This is a genomic window from Mesorhizobium sp. CCNWLY176 (assembly GCF_037153935.1).
Lineage (GTDB): Bacteria > Pseudomonadota > Alphaproteobacteria > Rhizobiales > Rhizobiaceae > Mesorhizobium_M > Mesorhizobium_M zhangyense.
Map to the genome: position 1 here is coordinate 132,246 of NZ_JBBBDZ010000014.1, position 23,258 is coordinate 155,503.

Below are 23,258 nucleotides of genomic sequence, written 5' to 3' on the forward strand. Positions count from 1 at the left end.
CTGGTGTCCCACATGTTGCACGTTCTCTATCTCGTGCATGATCTTTCCGATCCGGCGGTCCGCCGGCGGGTGATCATGCTGCAGGCCGGTGGCGCGGATGTCACGCTGGCGGGCTTCAAGCGCGCCGACAAGCCCGTGGCCGGTCTTGAGTCGTTGTCGCCGATCGATCTCGGCCCGACGCAGGACGGCAGGTTCGCGCAACGCATCGTGGCGATCGCCAAGGCAGCTCTGTCACTCGGCGGTAAGCTGCAGGGCATCCGCAAGCCGGACGTCATCATCGGCCGCAATCTGGAAATGCTGGCGCTGGCCAATCGCGCAAAGGCGCTGTTTTCCACCGATGTACCAATCGTCTACGAATGCCTCGACATCCACCGCCTGCTGCTCGGAAAGAACCGCATCTCGCGGGCGCTGCGGCGCACCGAGCGCGTGCTGGGCAGGAACGCATCGCTGCTGATGACCAGTTCGCCGGCCTTCGTGCGCGACTATTTCCAGCGTTTTCGCCAGATCGATGCGCCTGTTGCGCTGTTGCAGAACAAGGTGCTGGAACTGAACGGCGGAGCGGAAGCTGCCGACCAGAAGCTCGAAGGGCCAACACCCGGCGAGCCATGGCAGATTGGCTGGTTCGGCGCCTTGCGCTGCCGCAAATCGCTGGAGCTTCTCGCCGCCTTCACCCGCCGCATGGAGGGCCGCTTCGAGGTCGTGCTGCGCGGGCGGCCGGCCTATTCCGAATTCACCGATTTCGACGGTTTCGTTGCCGCCGAGCCCTATCTGCGTTTCGAGGGCGCCTATCGCAACCCGGAAGACCTGCCCCGCGTCTATGGCGAGGTGCATTTCTCCTGGGCGATCGACTTCTTCGAGGAAGGTCTGAATTCGAGCTGGCTGCTTCCGAACCGGCTCTATGAAGGCTGCCGCTACGGCGCGGTTCCGATTGCCATGCGCAACACCGAAACCGGGCGCTTTCTTGCCGACCGGCATCTCGGCAAGTTGCTCAACGAACCATCCGTGGACGCACTTGCGGCGCTTTTCGAGAACCTGACGCCGGAAACCTATATCGCTGCGCGCCGGAAAATCCTGGCCGAGGATCGCGGAACGTGGGTCTGCGATGCGCGCGACTGCCGGGCTCTGGTCGAGCGATTGGCCGGCCTGCGAACGATGCGCGTTCCAAACGTAATGTTGCAGGCGGCATGATGGCTGAAATGACAACCCAAGCCTTGCCGGCAACGCCTTGCATGGTGGTGATTCCCTGCCTGAACGAGGCAGCGCATATCGAGGCGCTCATCGACCGGCTGACGCCTTCGGTCGAGCGGCTGGACATGAAGATCGTAGTTGCCGATGGCGGCAGCACCGACGGGACGCAGGCGATCGTGCAAAGGATTGCCGCGGATAATCCGCGCGTAACGCTGCTTCCCAATCCCAAGAAGATACAGAGCGCGGCCATCAATCTAGCCGTCGAAAGATTCGGCGACGAGTTCGCGAGCTTCATCCGCATCGACGCGCATGGCGATTACCCGGCCGACTATTGCGACCGGCTGGTCGAAGATGCCGAGGAGACAGGCGCGGACTCGATCGTCGTTTCGATGGCGACGCGCGGCTTCGGCGCATTCCAGAAAGCGACGGCTATCGCGCAGAACTCCAAGCTCGGCAATGGCGGCTCGCCACACCGTCAAGGGGCCAAGGGCCATTGGACCGACCATGGTCACCACGCCTTCATGCGGGTGAAGGCGTTTCGTGCGGTTGGCGGCTATGACGAGACATTCAGCCACAATGAGGATGCCGAACTCGACTATCGGCTACGGGCTACAGGCTACCGGCTCTGGATGACCGACAAGACGTTCATGGTCTACTATCCGCGTGCGTCCGTGCCGGCGCTCTTCAGGCAGTATCTGGGCTACGGCAGAGGCCGCGCCAAGAACATTCTGAAGCACCGCGCCATGCCCAAGATTCGACAGATGATTCCACTGATGGTGTTTCCGGTCGTTGCCGGGACATCGCTGGCGTTCCTCAGCTGGGCTGCTGTCATTCCGGCAGTCCTTTGGGCGGCGGCATGCCTGGGTTACGGCGTCTGGATGGCACTTAGCCAGCGCAACCCCTACGGGCCGCTGGCCGGCTTTTCGGCGATGGTCATGCACCTGGCATGGTCAGCGGGCTTCTGGCTCCAACTCCTCGATTTTCGAAGGAAAGAGGCACCGGCATCATGAACAAGCAAAACGAAGCCGCCACCAAGCCGACCCGGATCGACGTCTGCGTCTGCACCTATCGCCGCCCTGAACTGGAAGAGACGCTGCTGTCGCTCGGCGCGCTGACCATACCGCCGCACACGGCGGTTCGGGTCATCGTTGCGGACAACGACACTGAGCCAAGTGCCCGCGACCTCGTCTATGCCATTGCGGCGAAGCTGCCGTTCTCGGTGGTCTATGTGCATTGCCCGGCGTCCAACATCTCGATTGCGCGCAATGCCTGCCTGGAAAACAGTTCAGGCGATTTTCTCGCCTTCATCGACGATGACGAGACCGTTTCGAAGGCGTGGCTGTCGGAACTCATGAACGTGGCGCTCGCAACCGGCGCGGACGCCGTGCTCGGGCCGGTCGAAGCGACATACGGGAACGACGCTCCGGGCTGGATGGCGCGGGGCGATTTTCACTCGACGCTGCCGGTCTGGGTCAAGGGCGAAATCCGCACGGGCTATAGCTGCAACGTCCTGCTGCGCCGTGCGGCAAAGCCGGTGGCCGGACGCCGCTTCAACCTGGCGCTGGGCAAGACGGGCGGCGAGGACACCGAATATTTCACCCATCTGCATCAGGCCGGCGGCAGAATAGCCTTTGCGCCGAAAGCATGGGTCTACGAGCCGGTGCCGGCCAAGCGGGCGCAGTTTTCGTGGCTTGCGAAGCGGAAGTTCCGCTCCGGGCAGACCCATGGCAGGTTGATCGTCGAGCGGCAGACATCGGCGGGCTCCGCCCTGCCCCAGATCGGGCTTGCTTCGGCAAAGGCAGCCTATTGCTTCGCGGCAGCCGCAGGGCTGGCAATATTGCCGGAGCGACGCAACCGTTTCGCCCTGCGCGGCGTTATGCATATCGGCGTCGTCAGTGGACTCCTCGGCGTCCGCGAAATCAAACAATATGGTGACCATGAACCTGCGCGGAGAAGCAGCAATGCAGCCTGACGTGACATTCGTCATCGCGGCTTACAATGCTGAAACTTTCCTCGCCCGGGCCGTTCAAAGCGCGCTCGGCCAGCGGGGCGTGTCCGTCGAGGTGGTCGTCATCGACGACTGCTCCAGCGATGGCACGGTCGAACTCGCGCGGTCCTTCCCGCCCGAGACGGTCAAGGTGATTGCCCTCGACAAAAATCGCGGACCTGGCGGCGCACGCAATGCCGGATTGGAGGCTGCCAGCGGACGCTGGATCGCGGTGCTCGACGCCGACGACACGGTCCAGCCTGAGCGGCTCGCCCGGATGATCCGGCGCGCAGAAGCTGCCGGGGCGCAGATTGCCGTCGACAATCTCGACGTGATCCACGAAGAGCCCGGCACGCGCGAGACGATGTTTCCGCATTCGCATCTCGAAGCCGTCAGCGAGATCACGCTGGCCGACTTCATTGCCGCGAACATCCTTTTCGAAGGCACGTTCAACTACGGCTACATGAAACCGATATTCGAGCGCCGCTTCATCGAAGAACACCAGCTGCGCTACGACGAGACGCTGCGCATCGGCGAGGATTATATCTTCCTCGCTTCGGCACTCGCCAAGGGCGGGCGCTGCGTGGCCGAGCCGGAAGCCGGCTACGACTATCATATTCGCGACGGCTCCATCTCTCGGGTGCTCGAACAGCATCATGTCAAGGCGATGTTCGAGGCCGACGCCGCGTTTCTGCGCGAGCATCAGCTTGATGAAGCCGCCAAATCGGCTCAGGCGCGGCGCACCCGCAGCCTGGAAAAGGCCGCATCGTTCCTGGCTCTCGTGCAGCACCTTAAGGACCGGGCGCCGCTCAAGGCGATGGGCGCGGCGTTGCGCGATCCGGTCGCGCTCAAACATCTCAGAATGCCGATCGCAGCGCGGCTGCGACGGTTTGCCGAGCCGCTTCGAGGCCGAAAGGCGGCCGGCCAGGCAGGATAATTCGAAATCTCGGAATTGGACGGGGGATATTTTGGAAAAAAGCAATCAAATCAGGGATGATAGAATGAAAAAAGTCAGAAAAGCAGTGATCCCGGTCGCTGGGCTTGGAACACGTTTCCTGCCGGCAACCAAGGCAATGCCGAAGGAAATGCTGACGGTGGTCGATCGTCCCGTCGTGCAGTATGCGGTCGACGAGGCGCTGGAAGCAGGCATCGAGCACATCGTGTTCGTCACCGGCCGCAACAAGCACGTCATCGAAGATTATTTCGACATCCAGCCCGAGCTTCTGGACACACTGACGCGCTCCAAGAAGCAGGAACAGCTCGCTTCGCTGAACAAGATCCAGTTGAACGCAGGCGCGGTGAGCTTCACCCGCCAGCAGGCCCCGCATGGTCTCGGCCATGCCGTGTGGTGCGCGCGTGACATCATCGGCGACGAGCCGTTTGCGCTGCTTCTGCCCGACATGGTGTCGTTCGGCGACAAGGGCTGCCTTGCCGGCGTGATGGAGCTTTACGAACAGACCGGCGGCAACGTCATCGCGGTCGAACAGTGCGACCCGACCGAGACGAACAAATACGGCATCGTCGGCAAGGGCAAGGAGGTCGGCAGCGGATTTGCCGTCACCGAAATGGTCGAAAAGCCGGCAGCCGCCGTCGCACCGTCGAACTACTACATCAACGGCCGCTACATCCTGCAGCCCGAGGTGTTCGACCTTCTCGGCACGCAGGAGCGCGGCGCCGGCAACGAAATCCAGCTTACGGATTCGATGAAGCGGCTCGCCGCAACGCAAGAGTTCCATGCAGCACCCTTCAACGGGCGCATGTTCGACTGCGGCTCGAAGGAAGGCTTTATCCAGGCCAACGTCGCATTCGCGCTGGCGCGCGACGACATCCGCGATCTCGTATTCGACCCGATCGTCGAAATGATCGCGTTGCAGCAGCGCCGCAGCGCCGCAGCCTGAGACAGATACTGCTCGTCGCGGCCGAGTACATCGGCCGCGACATGGCATGACCGTCAACAAGGTAGACAGGCGCAAGGCGCGCCGGAAACGCATTCTCGCCTCATAACCATGCTTGATGCCGCATCACAGTGGCGGAGCACATCGGATGAGATCGAAGAGCATCCAAAACGAAAGTGACGCCTGGCGTCGACGAAATCATGCACCAGAGAAACATTCCCTTGAACAGCAGACTGGCCGTGGAGCCGGATGAGGCGGACCGCTTCATCGATCTTGAACGCCTGATGACTATCGCTATGCGGCAAATCCGCGTGGTGGCTCTTTGCGCGGCGGTAGGCCTTGCGCTCGGCGTCGTCTATCTTCTGTTCACGCCCGCCCAATACACATCGGGCACCCGCATCCTGCTTGATGACACGCTGACCAAGTTTGCCGAAGAGAAGGATGCAGGTCCGTCCCGGGTCCAGGCGGACTCGATGGTTTCGAGCGAAGTCGAAATCCTGAAATCGGCCCGCCTCGCCCGCGCGGTGGTGATGGCCGAGAACCTTCAGAACAACGACGCGTTTCTCAATCCGCCGCGCTCGCCGATCGGCTGGGTCAAGGATCAGATCAAGTCGGTCATCGGCCTGTTTTCCTCGCAGCCCGAACTCTCCGAAACCTCGATCGCAAACGGCAAGATCGGCAAGGCGACAGCACTGCTGCAGGCCGGCATGTCAGCCGAGCGTGTCGGGCGCAGCTATGTCATCGACCTGTCGTTCCAGGCTTACGACAAGAAACTTGCCGGCGCGATCACCCGCGCCTATGCCAATGCCTATCTCTCCGACCAGCTCGACGCCAATTTCGATGCCACGCAGCGAGCAACCGTCTGGCTTCAGGGGCGGCTGGCCGAATTGCGCGACAGTTCGCAGGCAGCAGCACTTGCCGTGGAAAAATTCCGCGCCGAGAACGGCCTGACCTCGGCCCGGGGCGAGCTTATCTCCGAGCGGCAACTCGCCGACCTCAACAGCCAGCTCATCCTGGCGCAGGCCGATACCGCCAATGCGCTGGCGCGCTACAACCAGTTCAAGTCGATCATCGAAAGCGGCCCGGATAACGCCGTCAAGAACGCGACGATCCCCTCCGACAAGGGCAGCAACAACACGGTCATCAACGACCTGAAGGGGCGCTACCTCGACGTCACCAAGCGCGAGCGCGAGATCAGCGACCGTTTCGGCCAGGATCATCCCCAGGCCGTCGCGCTGCGGCGCGAACAGGGAGACCTTTCGCGGCAGATTTTCCAGGAACTCAACCAGCTCACGGAGAGCTACCGCACCGAATATGAGGTTGCGAAGTCGCGCGAGGATTCGCTGCGCGCCAATGTCGGCCTGATGGCCGGAGAGAGCTCCGAAACCAGCCAGTCCATGGTGCAGATGCGCGAGCTCGAACAGAAGGCAGCCGCACTGGCGACACTCTACCAGACCTTCCTCGCCCGTCATGAGGAAGCTTCGCAGCAGCGCTCCTTCCCGATCGCCAAGGCGCGCGTGATCTCGGAAGCCGTCGATCCGGTGGGCGCCTCAAGCCCCAAGAAGACGATGGTGCTCGGCCTGTCGCTGGTGCTCGGCCTGTTTGGCGGGGCGGGGGTCGGCGCCTTCCAGGAGTTCCGCGAGCGGTTCTTCAGGACAGGTGAAGACGTGCGCGCGTCCCTCAACATCAACTTCCTCGGCTATCTGCCGATCGTCGGCACGCGCCTTTCCAACGCTGCGTCCAAGAACGGTGCCAATGGCGCCGACAAACCGCCACGCGATGGCCCTGAGCCGGTCACGCCGCGCATCCTGAGGGTAGCGATCAACGCTCCATCGTCGTCGTTTGCAGAGACGCTTCGCAACGCCAAGATCGCCTGCGATGTCGTGTTGCAGGGCAGGCCCTGCAAGGTGATCGGCTTCGTCTCGGTGCTGCCGAGCGAGGGCAAGACGACTGTTGCGGCAAACTTCGCCGGACTTCTGGCCGCCAATGGCGCGCGTACGCTGCTGATCGACGGCGATCTTCGCAATCCCGGCCTGAGCCGCGGACTGTCGCTGTCGCCTGACCGAGGGCTGGTCGAGGCGATCGTCGGCGAGCAGCGCTGGCAAACCACGGTCATGGTCGACCGCACGACCAAGCTCAACATCATCCCCGCCGTGGTTCGCGGGCGGCTGTCGCACACCAGCGAGCTGCTTTCGGGACCGGGAATGAACGACCTCCTGACCGACGCCCGCAACGCCTATGATTACATCGTCGTAGACCTGCCGCCGCTCGGCCCGGTGGTCGACGCAAAGGCGTTCGCGCCGTTTGCCGATGGATTCGTGATGGTCTCCGAGTGGGGTGTTACGCCGCGCGCATTGGTGAAGGCAACGCTGCAGGGCGAACCGCAGATCGCCTCCAAGCTGCTCGGCATCATCCTGAACAAGACGGACATGAAGAAGCTGGTGCGTTACGGCGCCTATGGCGGTTCGGAACAATATCTCGACCGTTATTCGTCCTACTATATCGAGCAGGCTGGCCTGACGGCAAAAGCCTGAGAGCCCGGCGGTTTCCGTTTGCAGGACCCGCCTGCCCAGCAGGTCAGGTCGTGAGGTAACGGCCCTTGTTCTGCCATATGCGCAGGGCGGTCAGCCGTCCAGAAAAGAAGGCGCCCGTATCGACATTGATGCGTGTGCCTTCGAGCTTCGCTTCCGTGACCGGCGTGTGGCCGTGGACGACATATTTCTTCAGGAGATGCGCTTTGTCGTAGAAGGCGGTGCGAATGAAGACCAGATCGTCATCCGACTGCCGGTCGAGATCGAGTTCGGGCCGGATGCCGGCATGGACGAAGATGTATCGCTTCGCCTCGATGAGAATCGGAAGCGACCGCAGGAACGCGACATGTCCTGCCGGAATGGCATGCCTGATCATGTCGTCGACCTGCCGGGACTGGTAGATGGAGCCGAGACGTTCGGGGTCGACCCCATAGGACAAAAGTGTCGGCCCTGCCCCCATATGCATCCAGTCGCCCAGCGTCAGGCGCCTGTCTATGTAGTCCAGCATCGCCACTTCATGGTTTCCGGCCAGGCAAATACGCTCGAAGCCGGCTGGCGGCGGGGCCATCAGGTGATCGATCACCTGCGAGGAGGCAGGCCCGCGATCGACATAGTCACCGAGCATGACGATGATCTTGCGCCCCGGCAGATCGCGCGCATCGGCCACGATCAAGCGCTCCAGCGCCAGAAGCAGCTCGAGGCAGCCATGGACATCACCGATCGCATAGACAGCGGCTCCCGCGGTCTCGATCTTCAAGCGGGCGCGCCGTTCCCGCCCCGGGTTTTTGTCCAGACCAAACAGGCCTGCGAATTTCTTCATAGGCGATATTCTCTGCTTTCGAGCCACGCAGCTCCCATTGCAGCCTTTGTATTAAACGACGTTGCATTTCGTGAATCGGAAATCGCGCAGAAATTGCACAACATTCACATTTGAACCACCCAAACGGCTTACATGGTGTCGATGTCCTGTGCCAGCCGCAAGTCGGCCGGCACCTGGCCCTGCATGCAGGGCGCCAGGGATGGGAGCTGCCTCCGTGGCACGCCGCGATGTTGCACCCGGATTCGCTCCGGCATCGCTCTTTCAACGAGAACACCTGCAGCCAAGCGGTGAAACCACCGCGCGACTGTTCAAGGAGAACGTTTTGACAGCAAGAACATCTTCGCCCGCGCCAAGCGCAACCGGCCTGTCGCCTGTCGCCAAGACGATGTCGAACCGCATCAAGATCGCGCGGACGCTGTGCATCTTCTTCATGACTTTCGTTCACGTCCAACCGGGCATTGCCGAGAATGTCTACGACCGGGACGCCGGCTTCTTCGACATCGTCTATTTCATCCTGACAAGGCTGATGGGGCTGAGCTCGGTTTCGCTGCTCAGCGTGGTTTCGGGTTATTTCATCGTCTCAAGCCTGCTCAAGCTGGGCACGCTCGATCTTTACAAATCGAAGTTGAAGACGCTGGTCGTGCCATTGGTGGCCTGGAACGTGCTGGCGCTGGCGCTGCTGGGTGCCTACGGGCTGCTTTCCGACAATTGGCGGAATTGGCCGGAGTTTACCGTGCCCGGTATGGCCAACGCCTTCCTTGCCGTGACTGAGTGGCCATTGGTCGTGCCGCTGTGGTTCCTGCGCGACCTTTTCGTCTGCTGCCTGTTCTCCCCGCTGCTTTATTTCGCGATCAAGCGGCTGCCGGTTGCGACCATCCTGCTGCTCGTCGTCTTCACACTTTTCGGGGAAGACCTCTACATTCTGCAAAGGCCGCAGCTGATGCTGTTTTTCGCCATGGGCATGTGGATTCGCCTGTCATGGGCGAACGAGCAGGAGATCGACCGGATCGCGCACCCTCTTGCGATCGGCCTTGCGGCAACGGCCGCGATTTTCCTCTATTTCCGCATTCAGGGTATCTTGCTTTCGGATATGGACGATACGCTGCGGCTGACGCTGGACACGCTGCTGCGCATAACCATGGCAGCCGGTTTCTGGTATCTGACGGAGCTTATCCGGCGGTCATCCTTTGCCGAACCGTTCATCCGGTTCGAACCCTATTGCTTCTTCCTGTTCTGCAGCCACGCGATCCTGTTCGATTACGCCGGCATCGTCTTCCGCCGCTTTTTCGGCAATTACGGTTCGGACCTGTTTCCGATCACCTTCTTCACGCTGCCCGTTCTGGCGGTGATCGGTGCAATCATCGGGCTGCAGATCATCAACCGCTCCGGCTTGCTGATCTTCCTGTTCAACGCCGGCCACAAGGTTCAGCCACTGTGGCGGCCGGCGGCGGAGCGGGCGTCCGCTTGATCCGAGGGTTGTTAGGCGCCTGATGGCGACAATCCATCGCGTGCTTCGGACGGCCGCCCCAAGACCGCGATGAAGGACTGGCTGAGCTGCGGGAACAGATCGCAGAGCAGCTTGTTCACGCGCAGCATGAAGGCACGTTTCATCGTCACGCCGCGCGTTCCGTAGTCATAGTCGGAAAAATAGATCTGCTTGATCTCAAAGCCTTCGCGAACTGACAGTTGCTGCAAGGTCTGCGGCGTGTAGTAACAGGTGTGCTCGGGATTGACCGGCGGCTCGTTGGTGAGGCCGAAGACGCATTTCAGCAGCCGGCTCATGGAAAAAGCGTTCGGCGTCGTGATGACGAGGACGCCGTCCTTTTTCAGATTGCGGATCGAGCAGCGGAGAAAAAGGCCCGGATTGCTCAGATGCTCGATCAGTTCGCCGGCGAAGACCACGTCATAGGGTTCGGTATCGACAAAAGATTCGGCATCGCCGACGACAACCTCGAAGCCGGCGGCGCGGGCGCGGGCGACATCCTCTTCAAGAATGTCGATGCCTTTCACATAGCCGGCCAGGCCGACGAATTCGGAAAGGTAGAAGGTGCCGATCTCCTGCCGGGCCTCGAACTCGTGCCCGATGGTTCCAATGTCGAGCATTCTTCTGCCCTTGATAAGCGGGCCGAGAAGATCATGAATGCTCCGCAGACGAGCATTTCCGACTAGATGCAACATAGAGGCGAACCTTTGTTCTCCCCCCTCTATTACTCAAACATCTTTGCCAAAAACGGACAAGTATTCACAAAGGTCGACAAGATGTACTTTCCATAATCCGAAATCGGTATATCGGCTGAGCAAATACAGGCAAGCGTCAGCGCCAACCCATCGCCGGGGCAACATGGGTCATGATGGCCTCGATGACATGTGCGTTGTAGTCGACGCCGAGCTGATTGGGGACGGTCAGGAGCAGCGTGTCGGCCTCGGCGATTGCCTCGTCCTTTTTCAGCTGCTCGACGAGGACGTCCGGTTCGGCGGCATAGCTGCGGCCGAACACAGCGCGTTTGTCGGCCTCGATATAGCCGAAATGATCCTCGCTCTCACCCCCGCCGAAATAGGCGCGGTCGCGGTCGTCCATCAGTGCGAAGATGCTGCGGCTGATCGACACCTGCGGTTCGCGCTCGTGTCCCGCCGTCTTCCACGCAGCGCGGAAGGCGCGGATCTGATCGGCCTGCTGGATATGAAGGGGCTTTCCGCTCTCATCGAATTTGAGCGTCGAGCTCTGCAGGTTCATTCCCGCTGCAGCCGCCCATTCTGCGGTGGCGTTGGTGGCAGCACCCCACCAGATCCGGTCGCGCAAGCCTTGGGAATGCGGCTCGACACGCAGTTGCCCGGGCGGATTTGGAAACATCGGCCGCGGGTTGGGCTGCGCAAAACCCTGCCCGCGCAGCACCTCCAGGAATACCTCCGCATGGCGCCTGGCCATGTCGACGTCGGTCTGGCCTTCCGGCGGGGCGTAACCGAAGTAGCGCCATCCGTCGATCACCTGCTCGGGCGAGCCGCGGCTGATGCCGAGTTGCAGGCGTCCTCCGGCGATCAGATCGGCAGCGCCCGCGTCCTCGGCCATATAGAGCGGGTTCTCGTAGCGCATGTCGATGACTGCCGTGCCGATCTCGATACGGCTGGTCTTCGCGCCGATTGCCGCCAGAAGTGGAAATGGCGAGGCGAGCTGGCGGGCAAAGTGATGCACGCGAAAATAAGCGCCGTCCGCGCCCAGTTCCTCCGCAGCGACCGCCAGGTCGATCGACTGCAAAAGGGCATCGGACGCAGACCGCGTCTGCGATTGGGACGAGGGCGACCAATGCCCGAACGATAGGAAACCGATTTTCTTCATACCGCGAGGATGTAGCATGTGCGGCTTATGCTGCAATGCAAAGATGCGTCATCGGCCGACATCGCAGCGGTTTTCCCAAGCGGAGGTGGCTCGAAATGCTGGCGTTCCGGCCTTACACGCTCCGCAGCATTCCACCGTCCACGCGCAAAGTCGTACCGGTGATATAGCTCGCCCGCTCGCTCGCCAGGAATGCAACGGCGTCGGCAAATTCCTCGGGCTTGCCGTAGCGGCCCATCGGGATACCGGCGCGCGAGGCCTCGGCCACGGCTTCCGGCGTGCTGCCGGTGCGGTCTGCCGCGGCCTTGTCGAGCTGGTCGACGCGCGAGGTATGAATGCGGCCCGGAATGACCGAGTTTACCGTGACGCCGTCGGCCGCAACTTCGGCTGCAAGCGTTTTTGCCCAGCCCAGGATCGAAAGGCGCAAGGTGTTGGAAATTCCAAGGTTTGGAATTGGCTGCACGACGCCTGACGAAACGACATTGACGATGCGGCCCCATTTGCGGCTGCGCATGCCCGGCAAGACGCCCGCCGTTATGCGGAACGGCGCATTGACCATCGTTTCGAATTGCGCGCGCCAGACATCAGCCGCGACACCGGCAATCGCACCGGGAGGAGGACCACCTCCATTGTTGACGAGAATATCGATGGCACGCGTGCTGATGACCGGAACCCATGCCTCGAGCGTGTCGGAATCGGAGAGGTCCAGCACCTCGGTATTCACTTCCGCGCTACTTTCGGCGCGGATCTTTTCCGCAGCCGCATTCAACCGTTCGCCTGAACGGCCGATCAGCGTGACCGATGCGCCTTCAAGCGCCAGATTGCGCGCGATGGCAAAACCCAGCCCCTGGCTGGAGCCGAGCACGAGCGCGCTGCGGCCTTTTATGTTGAGATCCATTTTTTAAAGTCCCGGTTTCAATGCGAGTGAGCGTATTCGCGTGCTGCCGACAGGAATGCGGACAGCAGCGGATGAGGGTTATTTTCGCGCGAGCCAAGTTCGGGATGGCCTTGCATGCCGATGAAGAAGGGATGATCGCGGCCCTCGATCGCATCGACGATTGCACCGTCGAAACCGGTAGCGGCGACGCGCAAGCCAGCCTCTTCGAGTTCTTTCACGAGTGCCGGATCAAGCCGATAGCGATGATTGTAGTGAACAGTGGTCGAGGCGGGCAGGATTTCAGCCAGACGCGTTTGCGCTGTCACAGCGCTTGAATGCGTTCCGGTTCGATGCTCGGGCAAGGCACGGCCGTCCAGACCCTTCTCTCCGGCCATCGGCACGAAGGTCTTGATCGGCGCTGCCGGATCGGCTTCCGCGAGATTGGCGGTTCCGCGTCCGAACCGACGCCATGCAATCGCCGTCGCCATCGTCTGCATGCCCAGACACAGCCCGACAGTCGGGACGCCGGCAGCGAGACCGGCGGCGGCAGCTTCGATCTGCCCGGGAACGTTCTTCATCGCTGCGCCACCAGGTAGCAGGATGCCGGCAAGCGAGGCGGGAATTACAAAATTTCCCGCGTCGCGCAACGCAACGGGATCGATGAATTTGACTGTTAGATTGATCGACAGGCTATCGGCGGCATCGGCAAGGCTGGCAAGCGTGGCGGGGTAGATGCCGCGCTGGTCCGCTTCGGCCGCGATCAGGCCTATCTCCAGGGGAATACGATTTTCGGAGGCGCTTTCGGGGCTATCCGTGATCCGCCCCAAAGCATCCCTAGCCGCAAGTGTATCACCTTCAGCGACAAAGCTGTCGCCGGAAGTTCTTATTGTAACGATCGTCGTTTCGACCCCTGCATTTTGGGCCGCGCGAACGATGGTGCCCGGAAGCGTTGGGTTGCGAAGATATTCGAGATGGATAGGCACGACGATTTCACTCGCGCGCGCCGCCGCGACGATCTCATCGACGCTTGAAGCCGCACGAGCCGGCGACTGTGTCAGGCGATCGGCCCAATAGAGCCCGCTTGGCCCAAGTCCGCCCGCTGCGAGCACATGCTGAACCGCATCGGCGTGCAGGCCGGTGTCAAAACGGAATTCGGGATAGAGCACCCGGCCGCCACGTCGCGCTGCGATCACCGCTGCCGCCGCACCATACAGCGCGGGTTCGTCAATCTCATGCGTGACAAGCACCAAACTCATCGCAAACCCTGTAATTTATGATCGCATGCAATCATTCAATATATGCACTTCTGCTCACACACGAACAAGCGTTTCTTCATAAGAAATGCTGATTTAACGACATAATTTGCCGATCACAGATTGCACAATATAAAAACAATTATACAATGTAAAGAATTCACCACAAGGAATCTGACCGTGCATCCATCGCTTGCTCCCCGCATGAAACTCGTTGGCGCTTCGCCGACTGCTGAAATTTCCAACAAGGTTCGCGCGCTTACGGCAGCAGGCCATTCCGTCATAAATCTCGGCGAAGGCGAGCTCGATTTCGCGACGCCTGAAGCGATCTGCGAAGCGGGAATTGCTGCGATCCGCGACGGCGACACCAAATATACCGCCGTGGCCGGCACCGCCGAGCTGAAAGCTGCGATCCAGCGCAAGTTCGCGCGTGAAAACGGCCTTTCCTATGAGCCTTCCGAGATAATCGCCGGCGCCGGCGCCAAGCAGCTCATCTTCAACGCGCTTCTGGCGACGCTCGCATCCGGCGACGAAGTGATCGTGCCGGCTCCCTACTGGGTTTCCTATCCGGACATGATCCGGCTCGCAGGCGGCGAACCGGTTATCGTCCAATGCCGCGCCGAGGAAGCCTGGAAGCTCACCCCCGCAGCCCTGTCGGCAGCACTGACCCCGCAAACGAAATGGGTCATCCTGAACTCACCGAACAACCCGACGGGTGCGGTATACAGCAATGCTGAAATGAAGGCGCTGACCGACGTTCTGCTTGGCCACGACGGCGTTCTCATAATGGCCGACGACATTTACGAGCATGTGCGCTTCGAAGGCGAATTCGCCACGCCCGCCGCGATCGAACCCGCTTTGAAAGCGCGCGTGCTGACGGTCAATGGCCTGTCGAAGGGGTATTCGATGACGGGATGGCGCCTTGGCTATGCCGCCGGCCCGGCCTGGCTGATCGAGGCTATGCAGGTCCTGCAATCCCAAAGCACCTCCAATCCGAGTTCGATCAGCCAGCGCGCGGCGATCGCTGCACTGGATGGCGGGATCGGCTTCATGTCCGACTGGATCGAAACCTTGCGCGAGCGTCGCGACATCGTTCTTGCAGCCCTGGGCAAGATCGACGGATTGCATGCCGACACGCCTGAAGGCGCGTTCTACGTCTTTGCCGACTGCTCCAAGCTGCTCGGCACCGCGCGCCCGGATGGACGCGTAATAAGCACCGATCTGGAGTTCGCCTCCTACCTTCTCGAAACCGCGCATGTCGGCGTGGTCCACGGTTCGGCCTTCGGCGCGCCGGGACATGTTCGCATTGCCTATGCCGTCGACACGGAGACTTTGCGTACGGCCTGCGACCGTATCGTCAATGCGTGTGCAAGATTGCACGGACGCAACGCCGCCTGAAACCAGGCAAACAAAAAACCCGGCTACAGCGATGTAGCCGGGTTTTTTTATTGAGAGGTTTTCGCCTTAGGCGGCGAGCGTAACCTGCGCGCGCGTATCGCCGCGCAGCGTCTCCAGGACCTTTGCGATCTCCTCGATCACCGGCTTTTCCAGATTGCGCAGAGGCGCCCGCACCGAACCGCCGTCGAAGCCGCGAAGGTTCATGGCAGCCTTGGTCGTCTGCGGCTGGCCATGCTTGCGCGCCAGTGCGCGGAACGAATACCAGATGCGGTGGAGGTCGCGTGCCTTGGTCGCGTCGCCATTCTCCAGAGCGCGATAGGTATCGAGAATGAGTTCCGGCAGCGCGCAGCTGTTGGTCGAACTGATGCCGTCGAACCCGGCCATCATCGGCCCGAGGAAAGCGAGATCCGACGCACAGAACAGACGGATGCGGCCGCCGATGCGGTTGGCGATCTGGTCGATTGCAGTGGGGGTAAGATCGCCCTGCTTGACGCCCGCGACATTGTCGATATCGGCAAGCTGCTCGAGAATGGACGGCGAAAGCGTAATGCCGATGCCCGGTGCGTTGTAGACGAGAATACCGGTCTTCGACAGCGGCGCCATGTCACGGAAGAACGACACGATCTGGCCGTCGGTGACTTCGGAGACGTATGGCGGCGTCACCATCGGCAGGCCGCCAAGCTCGCCTGCCAGGCGCGTCAGGTCTTTCACGACGCGGATATCCGAATGCGCGCTGCACAGCATGACCGGGACGCGGTCTCCCGCAACGTCCATGGCATGCCGGAAAAGATCGGCCCGCTCTTCCGTCGACATAGCCGGAAACTCGCCATAGGTGCCGCCGATCAGGATACCGTCATAGCCAAGCCCGATGACGCGCTCGATGCTGCGCGCGAAGCCGGCCTTGTCGATATCGCCATTTGCGGTGAACGGCGTGACCGTTATGTTGAAGATGCCCTTCAGCCGGGCACGTGTTTCGTTGATGTCCTTCATGTTCTTATCCCTGTTTGACCCTAGACTTCCAGAAGTTCGCGCCCGATCGTGCCGAGTGCGCGGTATCCGGTTTCGGTAACGACAATGGTTTCGCTGACGCCGACCGTGAAGCGGCCGTAGATGCGCAGCGCCGGCGGCAAATGGAACGTCATGCCCGGCTGCAGTTCGGTCTTCACCCCTGCATTGAGGCTGAGAATTGCGCCCTCGCCCCAATCGGGTGCGAAGGAGATGCCGACGCTGTAGCCGAGCCGCTTGCGGAAATTGTCGGTGTAGCCGGCCGCGTCGATGACCTTCTGGCAGGCAATGTGCGGGACCTCGCAGGCAACGCCCGGGCGAATGGCATCCAGCGCCACCTGCAGCGCTTCCTGGCAGGTCTTCATCATATCGATCGCCTCGCGCGGAGGCTTGCCGACCCAGGCCGAGCGCATAAGGGCTGCGTGATAACGGTCGTGGCAGGCAGCCATTTCGAGGAACGCAGGATCGCCGTTCTCGATCTTGCGGCGGCGCCATGTTCCGTGCGGAACGCCGGTGCGCGGCCCTGAGGAAACCAGCGGCTCCATGCCCATATATTCGGAGCCGGCGGCAATCGCCGCCTGCATCATCGAGGCGACGAGATCGTTTTCCGTAGCACCCGCGCGCACCGTCGCCAGACCGGCCTTCATGCCGGCATCGACATAGGTCGCAGCCTTTTCGAGCTTCTCGACTTCCAACGGAGATTTGACGGCACGAAGCTTTTCTATAACGCCGGCACCGTCATGGATGGTTCCGAGGCGTGCCTGCAGCGTCTCGTAAACGGCAATCGGAAGAAACCAGCCGCGCTTGTCTATCGCCACCCGCTTTGAAGCGAGCCCACGCTTCTCGATAAGCGCGACGAGGAAGCCGACAGGCTCATCGCCGTCCTGATAGACCTCGGCGTCCGAAATGAAGGTGTTGGCGATGAAGTTGAAATATTCGAGCTGACGGATCACGAATACCGGATCGCCTTCGGCCGGAAGAACCAGCGCCTGGAACGTATAGTAGCCGGGCGTCTGCTGGCCGGTGAGATAGAAGATGTTTTCCGGGCCTGTCACCACCAGCGCATCGATGCCTGCCTCGACCAGATTCTGGCGCGCGCGTGCCTGGCGTGCTTCGTACTCTTCCTTGGGAAAGGCGGATTCCTGTCCCTGCTGAACGCCGATATTCTTCACTGTCCAAACTCCCTTATGAGACGCGTTTTCGACGCGTCGAATTCCAATCCCAGACCCGGAGACTGCGTGCCGCTGACGGATCCGTTTTCGTATGCGAGACCCGGCGCCGGATCGTTCTCGATGCCGTCCGCGCCATAGAGCTCGGCAAATTTCGGCTGGGCTGCACAGGCGACGTGCAAGGCGGCCGCCGTCGCGAGACCACCCTCATTCATCTGCCCGATCATGAAGGGAATGCCCGCCTCGCGAAGCCGGGTTGCGGCTTTCATCGTCGGGGCGATGCCGCCCATCTTCACCAGCTTCAGATGCGCCCAAAGCCGTCCGTTAGCCGCGATGATGGCGTCGACGTCGGATTGGCCTGCGACGCTTTCATCGAGCATCAGCGGTATGGCGCTCTTGTCGGCGAGTTCGGAAAGGGCCGCCCAGTTGCCGGCAGCGATCGGCTGTTCCACATAGGCGAGGTTGATGGGCGCAAGCGCCGACAGATTTTCCAAGGCTTCTTCGAATGTCCACGCGCCATTGGCGTCGATGGCGAGCTTGATCTTCGAACCGAAGCGGGCGCGCAGACTTTCAAGCCGCGCCATATCTTCGGCAAAGCCGCCAGAGCCGACCCGCACCTTCAGATCCCGAAAGCCCCGCGAGACATAGGCATCCGCCTGCTCCAGAAAACGCTCCGAAGACGAGATGAAAAGCGTCTGGTTGGTCGCGTGTTTTATCGGGCGCGTCCGGTCGCCGCCCAGCCAATGCGCCAGGGGTAAGCCGGCGCGTCGGGAAATGAGATCGTGCAGCGCGCCATCCAGCAACATCCGCACCGGAGCGCTCACGCCTTTCAGGATCGTCGCATCGGCAAGCAGCGCTTCCGGCTTTCTTGACCAGTCGATGGTCTCGAAGAGCGCAATCGCCTCCTGCTCAACCGCGTCTTCCGAAAGACCGTTGAGATAGGCGATGTTGATGCGCACTTCACCGGTGCCGGCAACGTCGCCGTCATCCAGATGCAGATACAGCGCATGGAGACCGGAGACCGGCCCCGACGATGCCGTGTGCAGCATCAAGTTGCCGCCGTAGTGCAACATCGCGCGATGGAGTGAGGCGCGCATGTCCTATGCCTTGAGCATCGCTTTTGCGACGTCCCTGTAAATCAGGCTCGAGGTTATGAACTCGTCCACGGGAACGAATTCGTCGGGCTTGTGCGCAACCGAAAGGCTTCCCGGCCCGATAACCGTTCCCTGCGCTCCGACAGACCGGAAATGCACAAGGTCGCAACCGCCCTGGAACCCGAACGGACCGGGCTCCGCCGTGCCGTGCGCGCGGCACGCGGCGAGGCTCGCCTGCACGATCGAAGTGCTTTCTTCGGTCTGCGTCGCCGGACCGGTGGTCGCCTTGTAGTCGATGATCTCGGCGCGGATGCCGAACTGCGTGTGGGCGCGTTCGAGAAGCAGCGCGAATTCCTTCTGGACGGCTTCTTCTTCCTCGCCTGGAACCATGCGGCGGTCGAGCAGCAGGTCGCAGGCACCGGGCAGCACATTGTCTGCATGGCCGCCATTGATGCGCGTAACAGTCAGGCTGGCATTGCCGACCAGTGGATGCGACTGATGCCTGACGTAATTTTCGTGATGCGCCTCGACGATGGTGAGGAACTGGCCGGCCCGGTAGATCGCGTTTTCGCCGAGATGCGGCGTGCCCGAATGCGCGGTAATGCCGTGAATGCGCACGACCGGCCGCAGGCTTCCCTTATGGGCCGAAAACGTCGCGTTGGAGGTTGGCTCGCCAACCACGGCGAAATCGATCTTCGGCTTTGAAGCGGCGTAGAACTTCGCGCCCTCGCTGGCGATTTCCTCGTCGCCGACGAAAACGCCCAGCAGCGTGCCCGACCAGGACGAACGGTCCTGCGCCAGCATGCGCATCGCCTCGATCATCGAGATGAGCGGGCCCTTGCAGTCGCATGCACCGCGGCCGAACAGTTTGCCATCGGCTTCGCGAAGCGTGAAAGCGTCGGACGACCACCCCTCGCCTGCTGGAACCGTGTCCATATGCGTGTTGAAGGCAAAGACGGGTCCGGGTCCGTTTTCGAGCTTTGCCTCGATGTTGAAGCGGCCCGGCTTGTATTCGGTCGATACGGTTGCGAACCCTTCGGCTTCGAGCAGATTGCGCACGTAGACCGCGGCCTCGGCTTCATTGCCCGGAGGGTTTTCGGTGCGAATTGCAATCAGTTCGGCGAGCTCGCGCTTCATCCGAGCGGCATCTGGTGCGATGGACATGTGTGGGTTCCGGGCTGTGGTCTAATGCAGGATCTGATCGAGGAAACGCTGCGCACGTTCATTGACCGTGCCGCTGAAGAAATCCTCGCTGGTGGCATTCTCGATGATCTGGCCGCTTTCCATGAAGACGATCTGGTCGGCCGCGCGCTTTGCGAAACCCATTTCATGCGTCACGACGATGCTGGTCATGCCGTCGCTGCTGAGCTCGGCCATGACGTCGAGAACCTCGCGGATCATCTCGGGATCGAGCGCAGAAGTCGGCTCGTCGTAGAGCATGAGCTTGGGTTTCATCGCCAGCGCCCTGGCAATCGCCACGCGCTGCTGCTGGCCGCCGGAAAGCTCGTCCGGGAAGAAGTCGGCCTTTTCAGGGATGTGGACCTTGCGCAGAAGATCGGTGGCCAGATCGTGGGCGTCTGACCTGCTGAGGCCCGACACTTTCATCGGCGCCAGCATGATGTTTTCCGCCGCCGACAGATGCTGGAACAGCTCGAAATTCTGGAAGACCATGCCGATTTCGCGGCGCACCGCCGGCGCGTTACGGAGATCGCCGGCAATATCCTTGCCGTCGAAGAGAATGGCACCGCTGTCTGCCGGTTCAAGAAGGTTCAGGCAACGCAGCAATGTCGACTTGCCCGACCCGGACGGGCCGATGACGACGACGGTCTCCTTGCGGTTGACCTTCAAGCTGCAGCCTTTGAGAATTTTCAAAGCACCGAAGCTCTTGTCGATATTGATGATGTCCAGAAGCGGCTGATGATCTTGCGAACGCATGTCTTGATCCTTCACCGGGTCTCGGCAGTTTCGGTCATATGGGTGAGGCGCTCGATGAGCGGAGCAGGGGCAGCTTTGCGGCGTCCACGCTTCGGATCGAGCGAACGTTCCAGAAAGAACTGTCCGGCCATGAAGATCGTCGTCAAAGCGAGATAATAGATGCCCGCGGCCGTCAGCGCCTCGAAGTAGCGGAAGCTGGCGCTCGCGGTCTGGTTGGCAACGAGCAGCAATTCCTCGACCGCGATGACAGAGACGAGCGCGCTCGTCTTGAGCATGCCGATCATCTGGTTGCCCATCGGCGGAAGCACGATGCGGGCGGCCTGCGGTATCACGATGAAGCGCATGACCTTTGCCTTCGTCATGCCGAGAGCCAGACCGGCGGTGCGTTGCCCGGTCTTCACCGCCTGAAGGCCGGAGCGCAGGATTTCCGCCATATAGGCGCCCTCGTTCAGCGAGAGAGCGATCACCGCGCTGAGGAAGGCCGAAAGGCGGATGCCGAAGGTCGGCAGGACATTGTAGATGAAGATGATCTGGAACAGCACCGGCGTTCCGCGGAACAGCCAGAGGTAGACGAGCGTCACCACCTGCAGGCTGCGGATTTTCGTTTCCTGCAGCAGGGCCACGACCAGCCCTGCCAGCACGCCGAAAAACAGCGATGTGATGGTGATCAAAAGCGTGAGCACCGCACCATCGAAGAAGGTGCGCGAAAACAGATATTCGAAGACGAGTTCGAGTGACATTCGCGCTCCTTTTTCTTTGTTTGATGTCAGATCAGTTGAAGATGGAAACCGTTGCGGGCAGCTTCCATTTCTCGATCAGGCTCTTGTAGGTGCCGTCCGCGACGATTTCTGCAAGCGCGGCTTTCAGCGATTCCTGCATCTGCGTGTCGCCCTTGCGCGTGGCGATGCCGATGTTGGTATTGGACTCGAATTCCTCGCCGACGGTCTCATAGACGTCAGGCAAGGCACCCAGCAGCACAACTGCGCCCGGCGTGGAATCGAAGGTCGCATCGGCGCGTCCCTGGCGAAGCGTCAGCGCAGAGTCCTGAGCGGTCGGCATCGTCAAGACCTTGATGCCGTCCAGCCCCTTGTCGGTGCAACGCTTATCGTCGGCGCGCGCCTGGCTTTCCTGGATGCCACCGAGCGTCACCGAAATCGTCTTGCCGCACAGGCTATCGTCGCGGCCGGTGACCTTCGACGGGTTGCCCTTCTGAACGATAACCTGATTGCCGATCTTCAAATAGGGAACGAAGTCGACCTGCTCGGAGCGCTGCGGGTTGATGTACATTGCGGAATTGATGATATCGAGCCGCCCGCCGATCAAAGCCGGTATCAGGCCCTTGAACTCCATATTCGATGCCTTGGCTTCGGCGCCGAGTTTCTTGGCGAGCGCGCCGATCAGGTCAATGTCGAAGCCCGTCAGTTGTCCATCTTTCTGGAATTCGAATGGGGCGAAAGTAGCAGCGACGCCATAGTTGACGGCGCCAGCCTCCACGAGACCCTCCTTCGGAAGCTCTGCGGCGATTGTCGGGGCGGTTGCGAAAAGCGGCAGGATTGCTGCGGCCAGCAAATATCTAAACATGTCAGTTCCCTTTCTCTGGATAAGTTATTGCTCTTTTTGAGAACAAACATACAATCTTGAAAAAATGGAAGTCAAGCGGAAATCGGTCAGTCGGAGCCAGCCCGAAATCTGCTCGATAAACGAGCTATTGCAGCATAAACTGCAAAAAACACAGGCAAAATCCGAGAAATCCCTACGCCTATCGACCGCCCCTGTTTGTTTTTTTGGCAAAGCAGGCGGCTTTCATACTGCACCTTCTTGTACGATTGACGCAAATCATTGTATGAATATACGCTAGAAAATACGAAAGTGAGCACGCATGGTCAGCAGTCCGCGCCAGAATCGCTACCGTCTGGCAAATCAGATTCTGGAAATTGCGCGTGATGCTCGTTTCGAACCGGGGCATCGCCTGCGCGAACAGCAATTGGGCGATATGCTCGGCGTTTCGCGCACTCCGATACGTGCGGCCCTTTCCCTGCTGGAAGAACGCGGCATTGTCGAAGCCAAGAAGAACCACGGATTCCTGCTGACGGCGCGCCCGGAAGAATTGCACCGGCTTGAAGTCGAAGTTCCGACAACGGCCGACCAGGATCTCTATACGAGGATCGTCGAAGACCGGCTGTCCGGTCACCTGGCAGAGACATTTACCCAGACCCAGATTCTCCAGCGCTACGACGTCGACAGAACGCTGCTTCTGAGAACCCTGACCCATCTCGTAAGCGATGGCCTGCTGGCCAGAAGCAGCGGCAGGGGGTGGACGTTCCTGCCCACGCTCGACACGCAGATGGCGCTTCGCAACAGCTATAATTTCCGCAGGACGATCGAGCCGGCGGGCATCATGCTGGAGACTTTCCGCTCAGATGCCGCAGCGCTTGAGCGCTCGCGCATGCATCATCTCTATCTAGAAGCGCATCCTGACATCAGCGCACTCGATCCCCGCCAATTGTTCGACACCGATGCCCAGTTTCATGAGATGATCGCGGAATTCAGCGGCAATGTGTTCTTCCAGCAGGCCATCCAGCAACAGAACAGGCTGCGCAGGCTTCTCGAATTCGGCGGCTACACCAATCGAAGGCGCGTGCGCGACTGGTGCCGCGAGCATGTCATGATCATCGACGCAATCGCATCCGAAGACCGAGCCAGAGCCGCAACGCTGATGAACGAACACCTCAACGCAGCACTGGCTTCCGCGCCAAAATACGGCGGCTAGAACAA

The 23,258-nt window shown here is 60.9% G+C and carries 21 protein-coding genes; 9 read left to right on the top strand and 12 right to left on the bottom strand.

From position 1 onward, the window contains the following. Nucleotides 1-12 precede the first annotated feature (12 nt). From WBQ96_RS21610 to WBQ96_RS21635, 6 genes are all read left to right on the top strand, one after another. Nucleotides 13-1,188, top strand: coding sequence for a glycosyl transferase family 1 (locus WBQ96_RS21610; protein WP_336554164.1), 1,176 nt, complete (start codon nucleotides 13-15; stop codon nucleotides 1,186-1,188). 8 nt (nucleotides 1,189-1,196) lie between these two features. After that, the gene (locus tag WBQ96_RS21615) at nucleotides 1,197-2,198 is read left to right on the top strand and encodes a glycosyltransferase family 2 protein (protein ID WP_336554221.1); all 1,002 of its coding nucleotides are present in this window, start codon (nucleotides 1,197-1,199) and stop codon (nucleotides 2,196-2,198) included. Then, nucleotides 2,195-3,160, top strand: coding sequence for a glycosyltransferase (locus WBQ96_RS21620; protein ID WP_336554166.1), 966 nt, complete (start codon nucleotides 2,195-2,197; stop codon nucleotides 3,158-3,160). Before WBQ96_RS21615 ends, WBQ96_RS21620 begins: the two co-directional genes overlap by 4 nt. Beyond that, on the top strand, nucleotides 3,150-4,112 hold the full coding sequence (locus WBQ96_RS21625) for a glycosyltransferase family 2 protein (protein WP_336554168.1): 963 nt from the start codon (nucleotides 3,150-3,152) through the stop codon (nucleotides 4,110-4,112). Before WBQ96_RS21620 ends, WBQ96_RS21625 begins: the two co-directional genes overlap by 11 nt. 64 nt (nucleotides 4,113-4,176) lie before the next feature. After that, complete coding sequence (locus WBQ96_RS21630) at nucleotides 4,177-5,073, top strand: UTP--glucose-1-phosphate uridylyltransferase (RefSeq protein ID WP_336554170.1); 897 nt, start codon at nucleotides 4,177-4,179, stop codon at nucleotides 5,071-5,073. Between the two features lie 197 nt (nucleotides 5,074-5,270). Continuing rightward, complete coding sequence (locus tag WBQ96_RS21635) at nucleotides 5,271-7,604, top strand: polysaccharide biosynthesis tyrosine autokinase (protein ID WP_336554172.1); 2,334 nt, start codon at nucleotides 5,271-5,273, stop codon at nucleotides 7,602-7,604. A gap of 43 nt (nucleotides 7,605-7,647) precedes the next feature. Here the strand turns inward: WBQ96_RS21635 and WBQ96_RS21640 are convergent, their stop codons facing one another. Next, complete coding sequence (locus WBQ96_RS21640; protein ID WP_336554174.1) at nucleotides 7,648-8,421, bottom strand: metallophosphoesterase; 774 nt, start codon at nucleotides 8,419-8,421, stop codon at nucleotides 7,648-7,650. A gap of 322 nt (nucleotides 8,422-8,743) precedes the next feature. Between WBQ96_RS21640 and WBQ96_RS21645 the strand changes: the two genes are divergently transcribed. Then, nucleotides 8,744-9,889 (top strand): acyltransferase family protein, encoded by a 1,146-nt coding sequence (locus WBQ96_RS21645; protein WP_336554176.1) that lies wholly within the window; start codon nucleotides 8,744-8,746, stop codon nucleotides 9,887-9,889. An 11-nt stretch (nucleotides 9,890-9,900) separates the two neighbouring features. Here the strand turns inward: WBQ96_RS21645 and WBQ96_RS21650 are convergent, their stop codons facing one another. From WBQ96_RS21650 to WBQ96_RS21665, 4 genes are all read right to left on the bottom strand, one after another. Then, on the bottom strand, nucleotides 9,901-10,599 hold the full coding sequence (locus tag WBQ96_RS21650) for a class I SAM-dependent methyltransferase (RefSeq protein ID WP_336554178.1): 699 nt from the start codon (nucleotides 10,597-10,599) through the stop codon (nucleotides 9,901-9,903). A 136-nt stretch (nucleotides 10,600-10,735) separates the two neighbouring features. Continuing rightward, nucleotides 10,736-11,755: an LLM class flavin-dependent oxidoreductase gene (locus WBQ96_RS21655; protein WP_336554224.1), complete on the bottom strand. Its 1,020-nt coding sequence runs from the start codon at nucleotides 11,753-11,755 to the stop codon at nucleotides 10,736-10,738. A gap of 112 nt (nucleotides 11,756-11,867) precedes the next feature. After that, nucleotides 11,868-12,650 carry an SDR family oxidoreductase gene (locus WBQ96_RS21660; RefSeq protein WP_336554179.1) on the bottom strand — a complete coding sequence of 261 codons (783 nt, stop codon included), beginning with the start codon at nucleotides 12,648-12,650 and terminating at the stop codon, nucleotides 11,868-11,870. Nucleotides 12,651-12,667: 17 nt separating this feature from the next. Beyond that, on the bottom strand, nucleotides 12,668-13,885 hold the full coding sequence (locus WBQ96_RS21665) for a glutamine amidotransferase-related protein (protein WP_336554180.1): 1,218 nt from the start codon (nucleotides 13,883-13,885) through the stop codon (nucleotides 12,668-12,670). 201 nt (nucleotides 13,886-14,086) lie between these two features. Between WBQ96_RS21665 and WBQ96_RS21670 the strand changes: the two genes are divergently transcribed. After that, entirely contained in the window at nucleotides 14,087-15,280 is a 1,194-nt protein-coding gene (locus WBQ96_RS21670; protein WP_442920879.1) for a pyridoxal phosphate-dependent aminotransferase, read from the top strand. A 66-nt stretch (nucleotides 15,281-15,346) separates the two neighbouring features. Here WBQ96_RS21670 and WBQ96_RS21675 read toward each other — a convergent pair whose 3' ends face one another. The 7 genes from WBQ96_RS21675 to WBQ96_RS21705 are packed head-to-tail and all read right to left on the bottom strand — an operon-like array spanning nucleotide 15,347 to nucleotide 22,064. Next, nucleotides 15,347-16,270 (bottom strand): dihydrodipicolinate synthase family protein, encoded by a 924-nt coding sequence (locus WBQ96_RS21675; RefSeq protein WP_336554184.1) that lies wholly within the window; start codon nucleotides 16,268-16,270, stop codon nucleotides 15,347-15,349. A 20-nt stretch (nucleotides 16,271-16,290) separates the two neighbouring features. Continuing rightward, nucleotides 16,291-17,457 carry a M24 family metallopeptidase gene (locus tag WBQ96_RS21680; protein ID WP_336554186.1) on the bottom strand — a complete coding sequence of 389 codons (1,167 nt, stop codon included), beginning with the start codon at nucleotides 17,455-17,457 and terminating at the stop codon, nucleotides 16,291-16,293. After that, entirely contained in the window at nucleotides 17,454-18,551 is a 1,098-nt protein-coding gene (locus WBQ96_RS21685; RefSeq protein WP_336554188.1) for a mandelate racemase/muconate lactonizing enzyme family protein, read from the bottom strand. The genes WBQ96_RS21680 and WBQ96_RS21685 overlap by 4 nt, the downstream gene beginning before the upstream one ends. A gap of 3 nt (nucleotides 18,552-18,554) precedes the next feature. Then, complete coding sequence (locus WBQ96_RS21690) at nucleotides 18,555-19,712, bottom strand: M20 family metallopeptidase (protein WP_165114779.1); 1,158 nt, start codon at nucleotides 19,710-19,712, stop codon at nucleotides 18,555-18,557. A gap of 21 nt (nucleotides 19,713-19,733) precedes the next feature. Next, nucleotides 19,734-20,483, bottom strand: a complete 750-nt coding sequence (locus WBQ96_RS21695) for an amino acid ABC transporter ATP-binding protein (protein ID WP_165114777.1) — start codon at nucleotides 20,481-20,483, stop codon at nucleotides 19,734-19,736. 11 nt (nucleotides 20,484-20,494) lie between these two features. Then, nucleotides 20,495-21,223 carry an amino acid ABC transporter permease gene (locus WBQ96_RS21700; RefSeq protein WP_165114775.1) on the bottom strand — a complete coding sequence of 243 codons (729 nt, stop codon included), beginning with the start codon at nucleotides 21,221-21,223 and terminating at the stop codon, nucleotides 20,495-20,497. 31 nt (nucleotides 21,224-21,254) lie between these two features. Next, the gene (locus tag WBQ96_RS21705; RefSeq protein ID WP_336554192.1) at nucleotides 21,255-22,064 is read right to left on the bottom strand and encodes an ABC transporter substrate-binding protein; all 810 of its coding nucleotides are present in this window, start codon (nucleotides 22,062-22,064) and stop codon (nucleotides 21,255-21,257) included. A 298-nt stretch (nucleotides 22,065-22,362) separates the two neighbouring features. Here WBQ96_RS21705 and WBQ96_RS21710 point away from each other — a divergent pair, with 298 nt between their 5' ends. Further along, the gene (locus tag WBQ96_RS21710) at nucleotides 22,363-23,253 is read left to right on the top strand and encodes a GntR family transcriptional regulator (protein ID WP_336554193.1); all 891 of its coding nucleotides are present in this window, start codon (nucleotides 22,363-22,365) and stop codon (nucleotides 23,251-23,253) included. Nucleotides 23,254-23,258 lie beyond the last annotated feature (5 nt).

What these genes read in the sequence shown, in the direction of transcription:
- WBQ96_RS21665 (WP_336554180.1), bottom strand. Translation starts at nt 13,885, where the DNA reads ATGAGTTTGGTGCTTGTCACGCATGAGATTGACGAACCCGCGCTGTAT.
- WBQ96_RS21700 (WP_165114775.1), bottom strand. Translation starts at nt 21,223, where the DNA reads ATGTCACTCGAACTCGTCTTCGAATATCTGTTTTCGCGCACCTTCTTC.
- WBQ96_RS21620 (WP_336554166.1), top strand. Translation starts at nt 2,195, where the DNA reads ATGAACAAGCAAAACGAAGCCGCCACCAAGCCGACCCGGATCGACGTC.
- WBQ96_RS21630 (WP_336554170.1), top strand. Translation starts at nt 4,177, where the DNA reads ATGAAAAAAGTCAGAAAAGCAGTGATCCCGGTCGCTGGGCTTGGAACA.
- WBQ96_RS21650 (WP_336554178.1), bottom strand. Translation starts at nt 10,599, where the DNA reads ATGTTGCATCTAGTCGGAAATGCTCGTCTGCGGAGCATTCATGATCTT.
- WBQ96_RS21615 (WP_336554221.1), top strand. Translation starts at nt 1,197, where the DNA reads ATGACAACCCAAGCCTTGCCGGCAACGCCTTGCATGGTGGTGATTCCC.
- WBQ96_RS21635 (WP_336554172.1), top strand. Translation starts at nt 5,271, where the DNA reads ATGCACCAGAGAAACATTCCCTTGAACAGCAGACTGGCCGTGGAGCCG.
- WBQ96_RS21610 (WP_336554164.1), top strand. Translation starts at nt 13, where the DNA reads ATGTTGCACGTTCTCTATCTCGTGCATGATCTTTCCGATCCGGCGGTC.
- WBQ96_RS21640 (WP_336554174.1), bottom strand. Translation starts at nt 8,421, where the DNA reads ATGAAGAAATTCGCAGGCCTGTTTGGTCTGGACAAAAACCCGGGGCGG.
- WBQ96_RS21690 (WP_165114779.1), bottom strand. Translation starts at nt 19,712, where the DNA reads ATGTCCATCGCACCAGATGCCGCTCGGATGAAGCGCGAGCTCGCCGAA.
- WBQ96_RS21670 (WP_442920879.1), top strand. Translation starts at nt 14,087, where the DNA reads ATGAAACTCGTTGGCGCTTCGCCGACTGCTGAAATTTCCAACAAGGTT.
- WBQ96_RS21705 (WP_336554192.1), bottom strand. Translation starts at nt 22,064, where the DNA reads ATGTTTAGATATTTGCTGGCCGCAGCAATCCTGCCGCTTTTCGCAACC.
- WBQ96_RS21675 (WP_336554184.1), bottom strand. Translation starts at nt 16,270, where the DNA reads ATGAAGGACATCAACGAAACACGTGCCCGGCTGAAGGGCATCTTCAAC.
- WBQ96_RS21625 (WP_336554168.1), top strand. Translation starts at nt 3,150, where the DNA reads ATGCAGCCTGACGTGACATTCGTCATCGCGGCTTACAATGCTGAAACT.
- WBQ96_RS21710 (WP_336554193.1), top strand. Translation starts at nt 22,363, where the DNA reads ATGGTCAGCAGTCCGCGCCAGAATCGCTACCGTCTGGCAAATCAGATT.
- WBQ96_RS21685 (WP_336554188.1), bottom strand. Translation starts at nt 18,551, where the DNA reads ATGCGCGCCTCACTCCATCGCGCGATGTTGCACTACGGCGGCAACTTG.
- WBQ96_RS21655 (WP_336554224.1), bottom strand. Translation starts at nt 11,755, where the DNA reads ATGAAGAAAATCGGTTTCCTATCGTTCGGGCATTGGTCGCCCTCGTCC.
- WBQ96_RS21660 (WP_336554179.1), bottom strand. Translation starts at nt 12,650, where the DNA reads ATGGATCTCAACATAAAAGGCCGCAGCGCGCTCGTGCTCGGCTCCAGC.
- WBQ96_RS21695 (WP_165114777.1), bottom strand. Translation starts at nt 20,483, where the DNA reads ATGCGTTCGCAAGATCATCAGCCGCTTCTGGACATCATCAATATCGAC.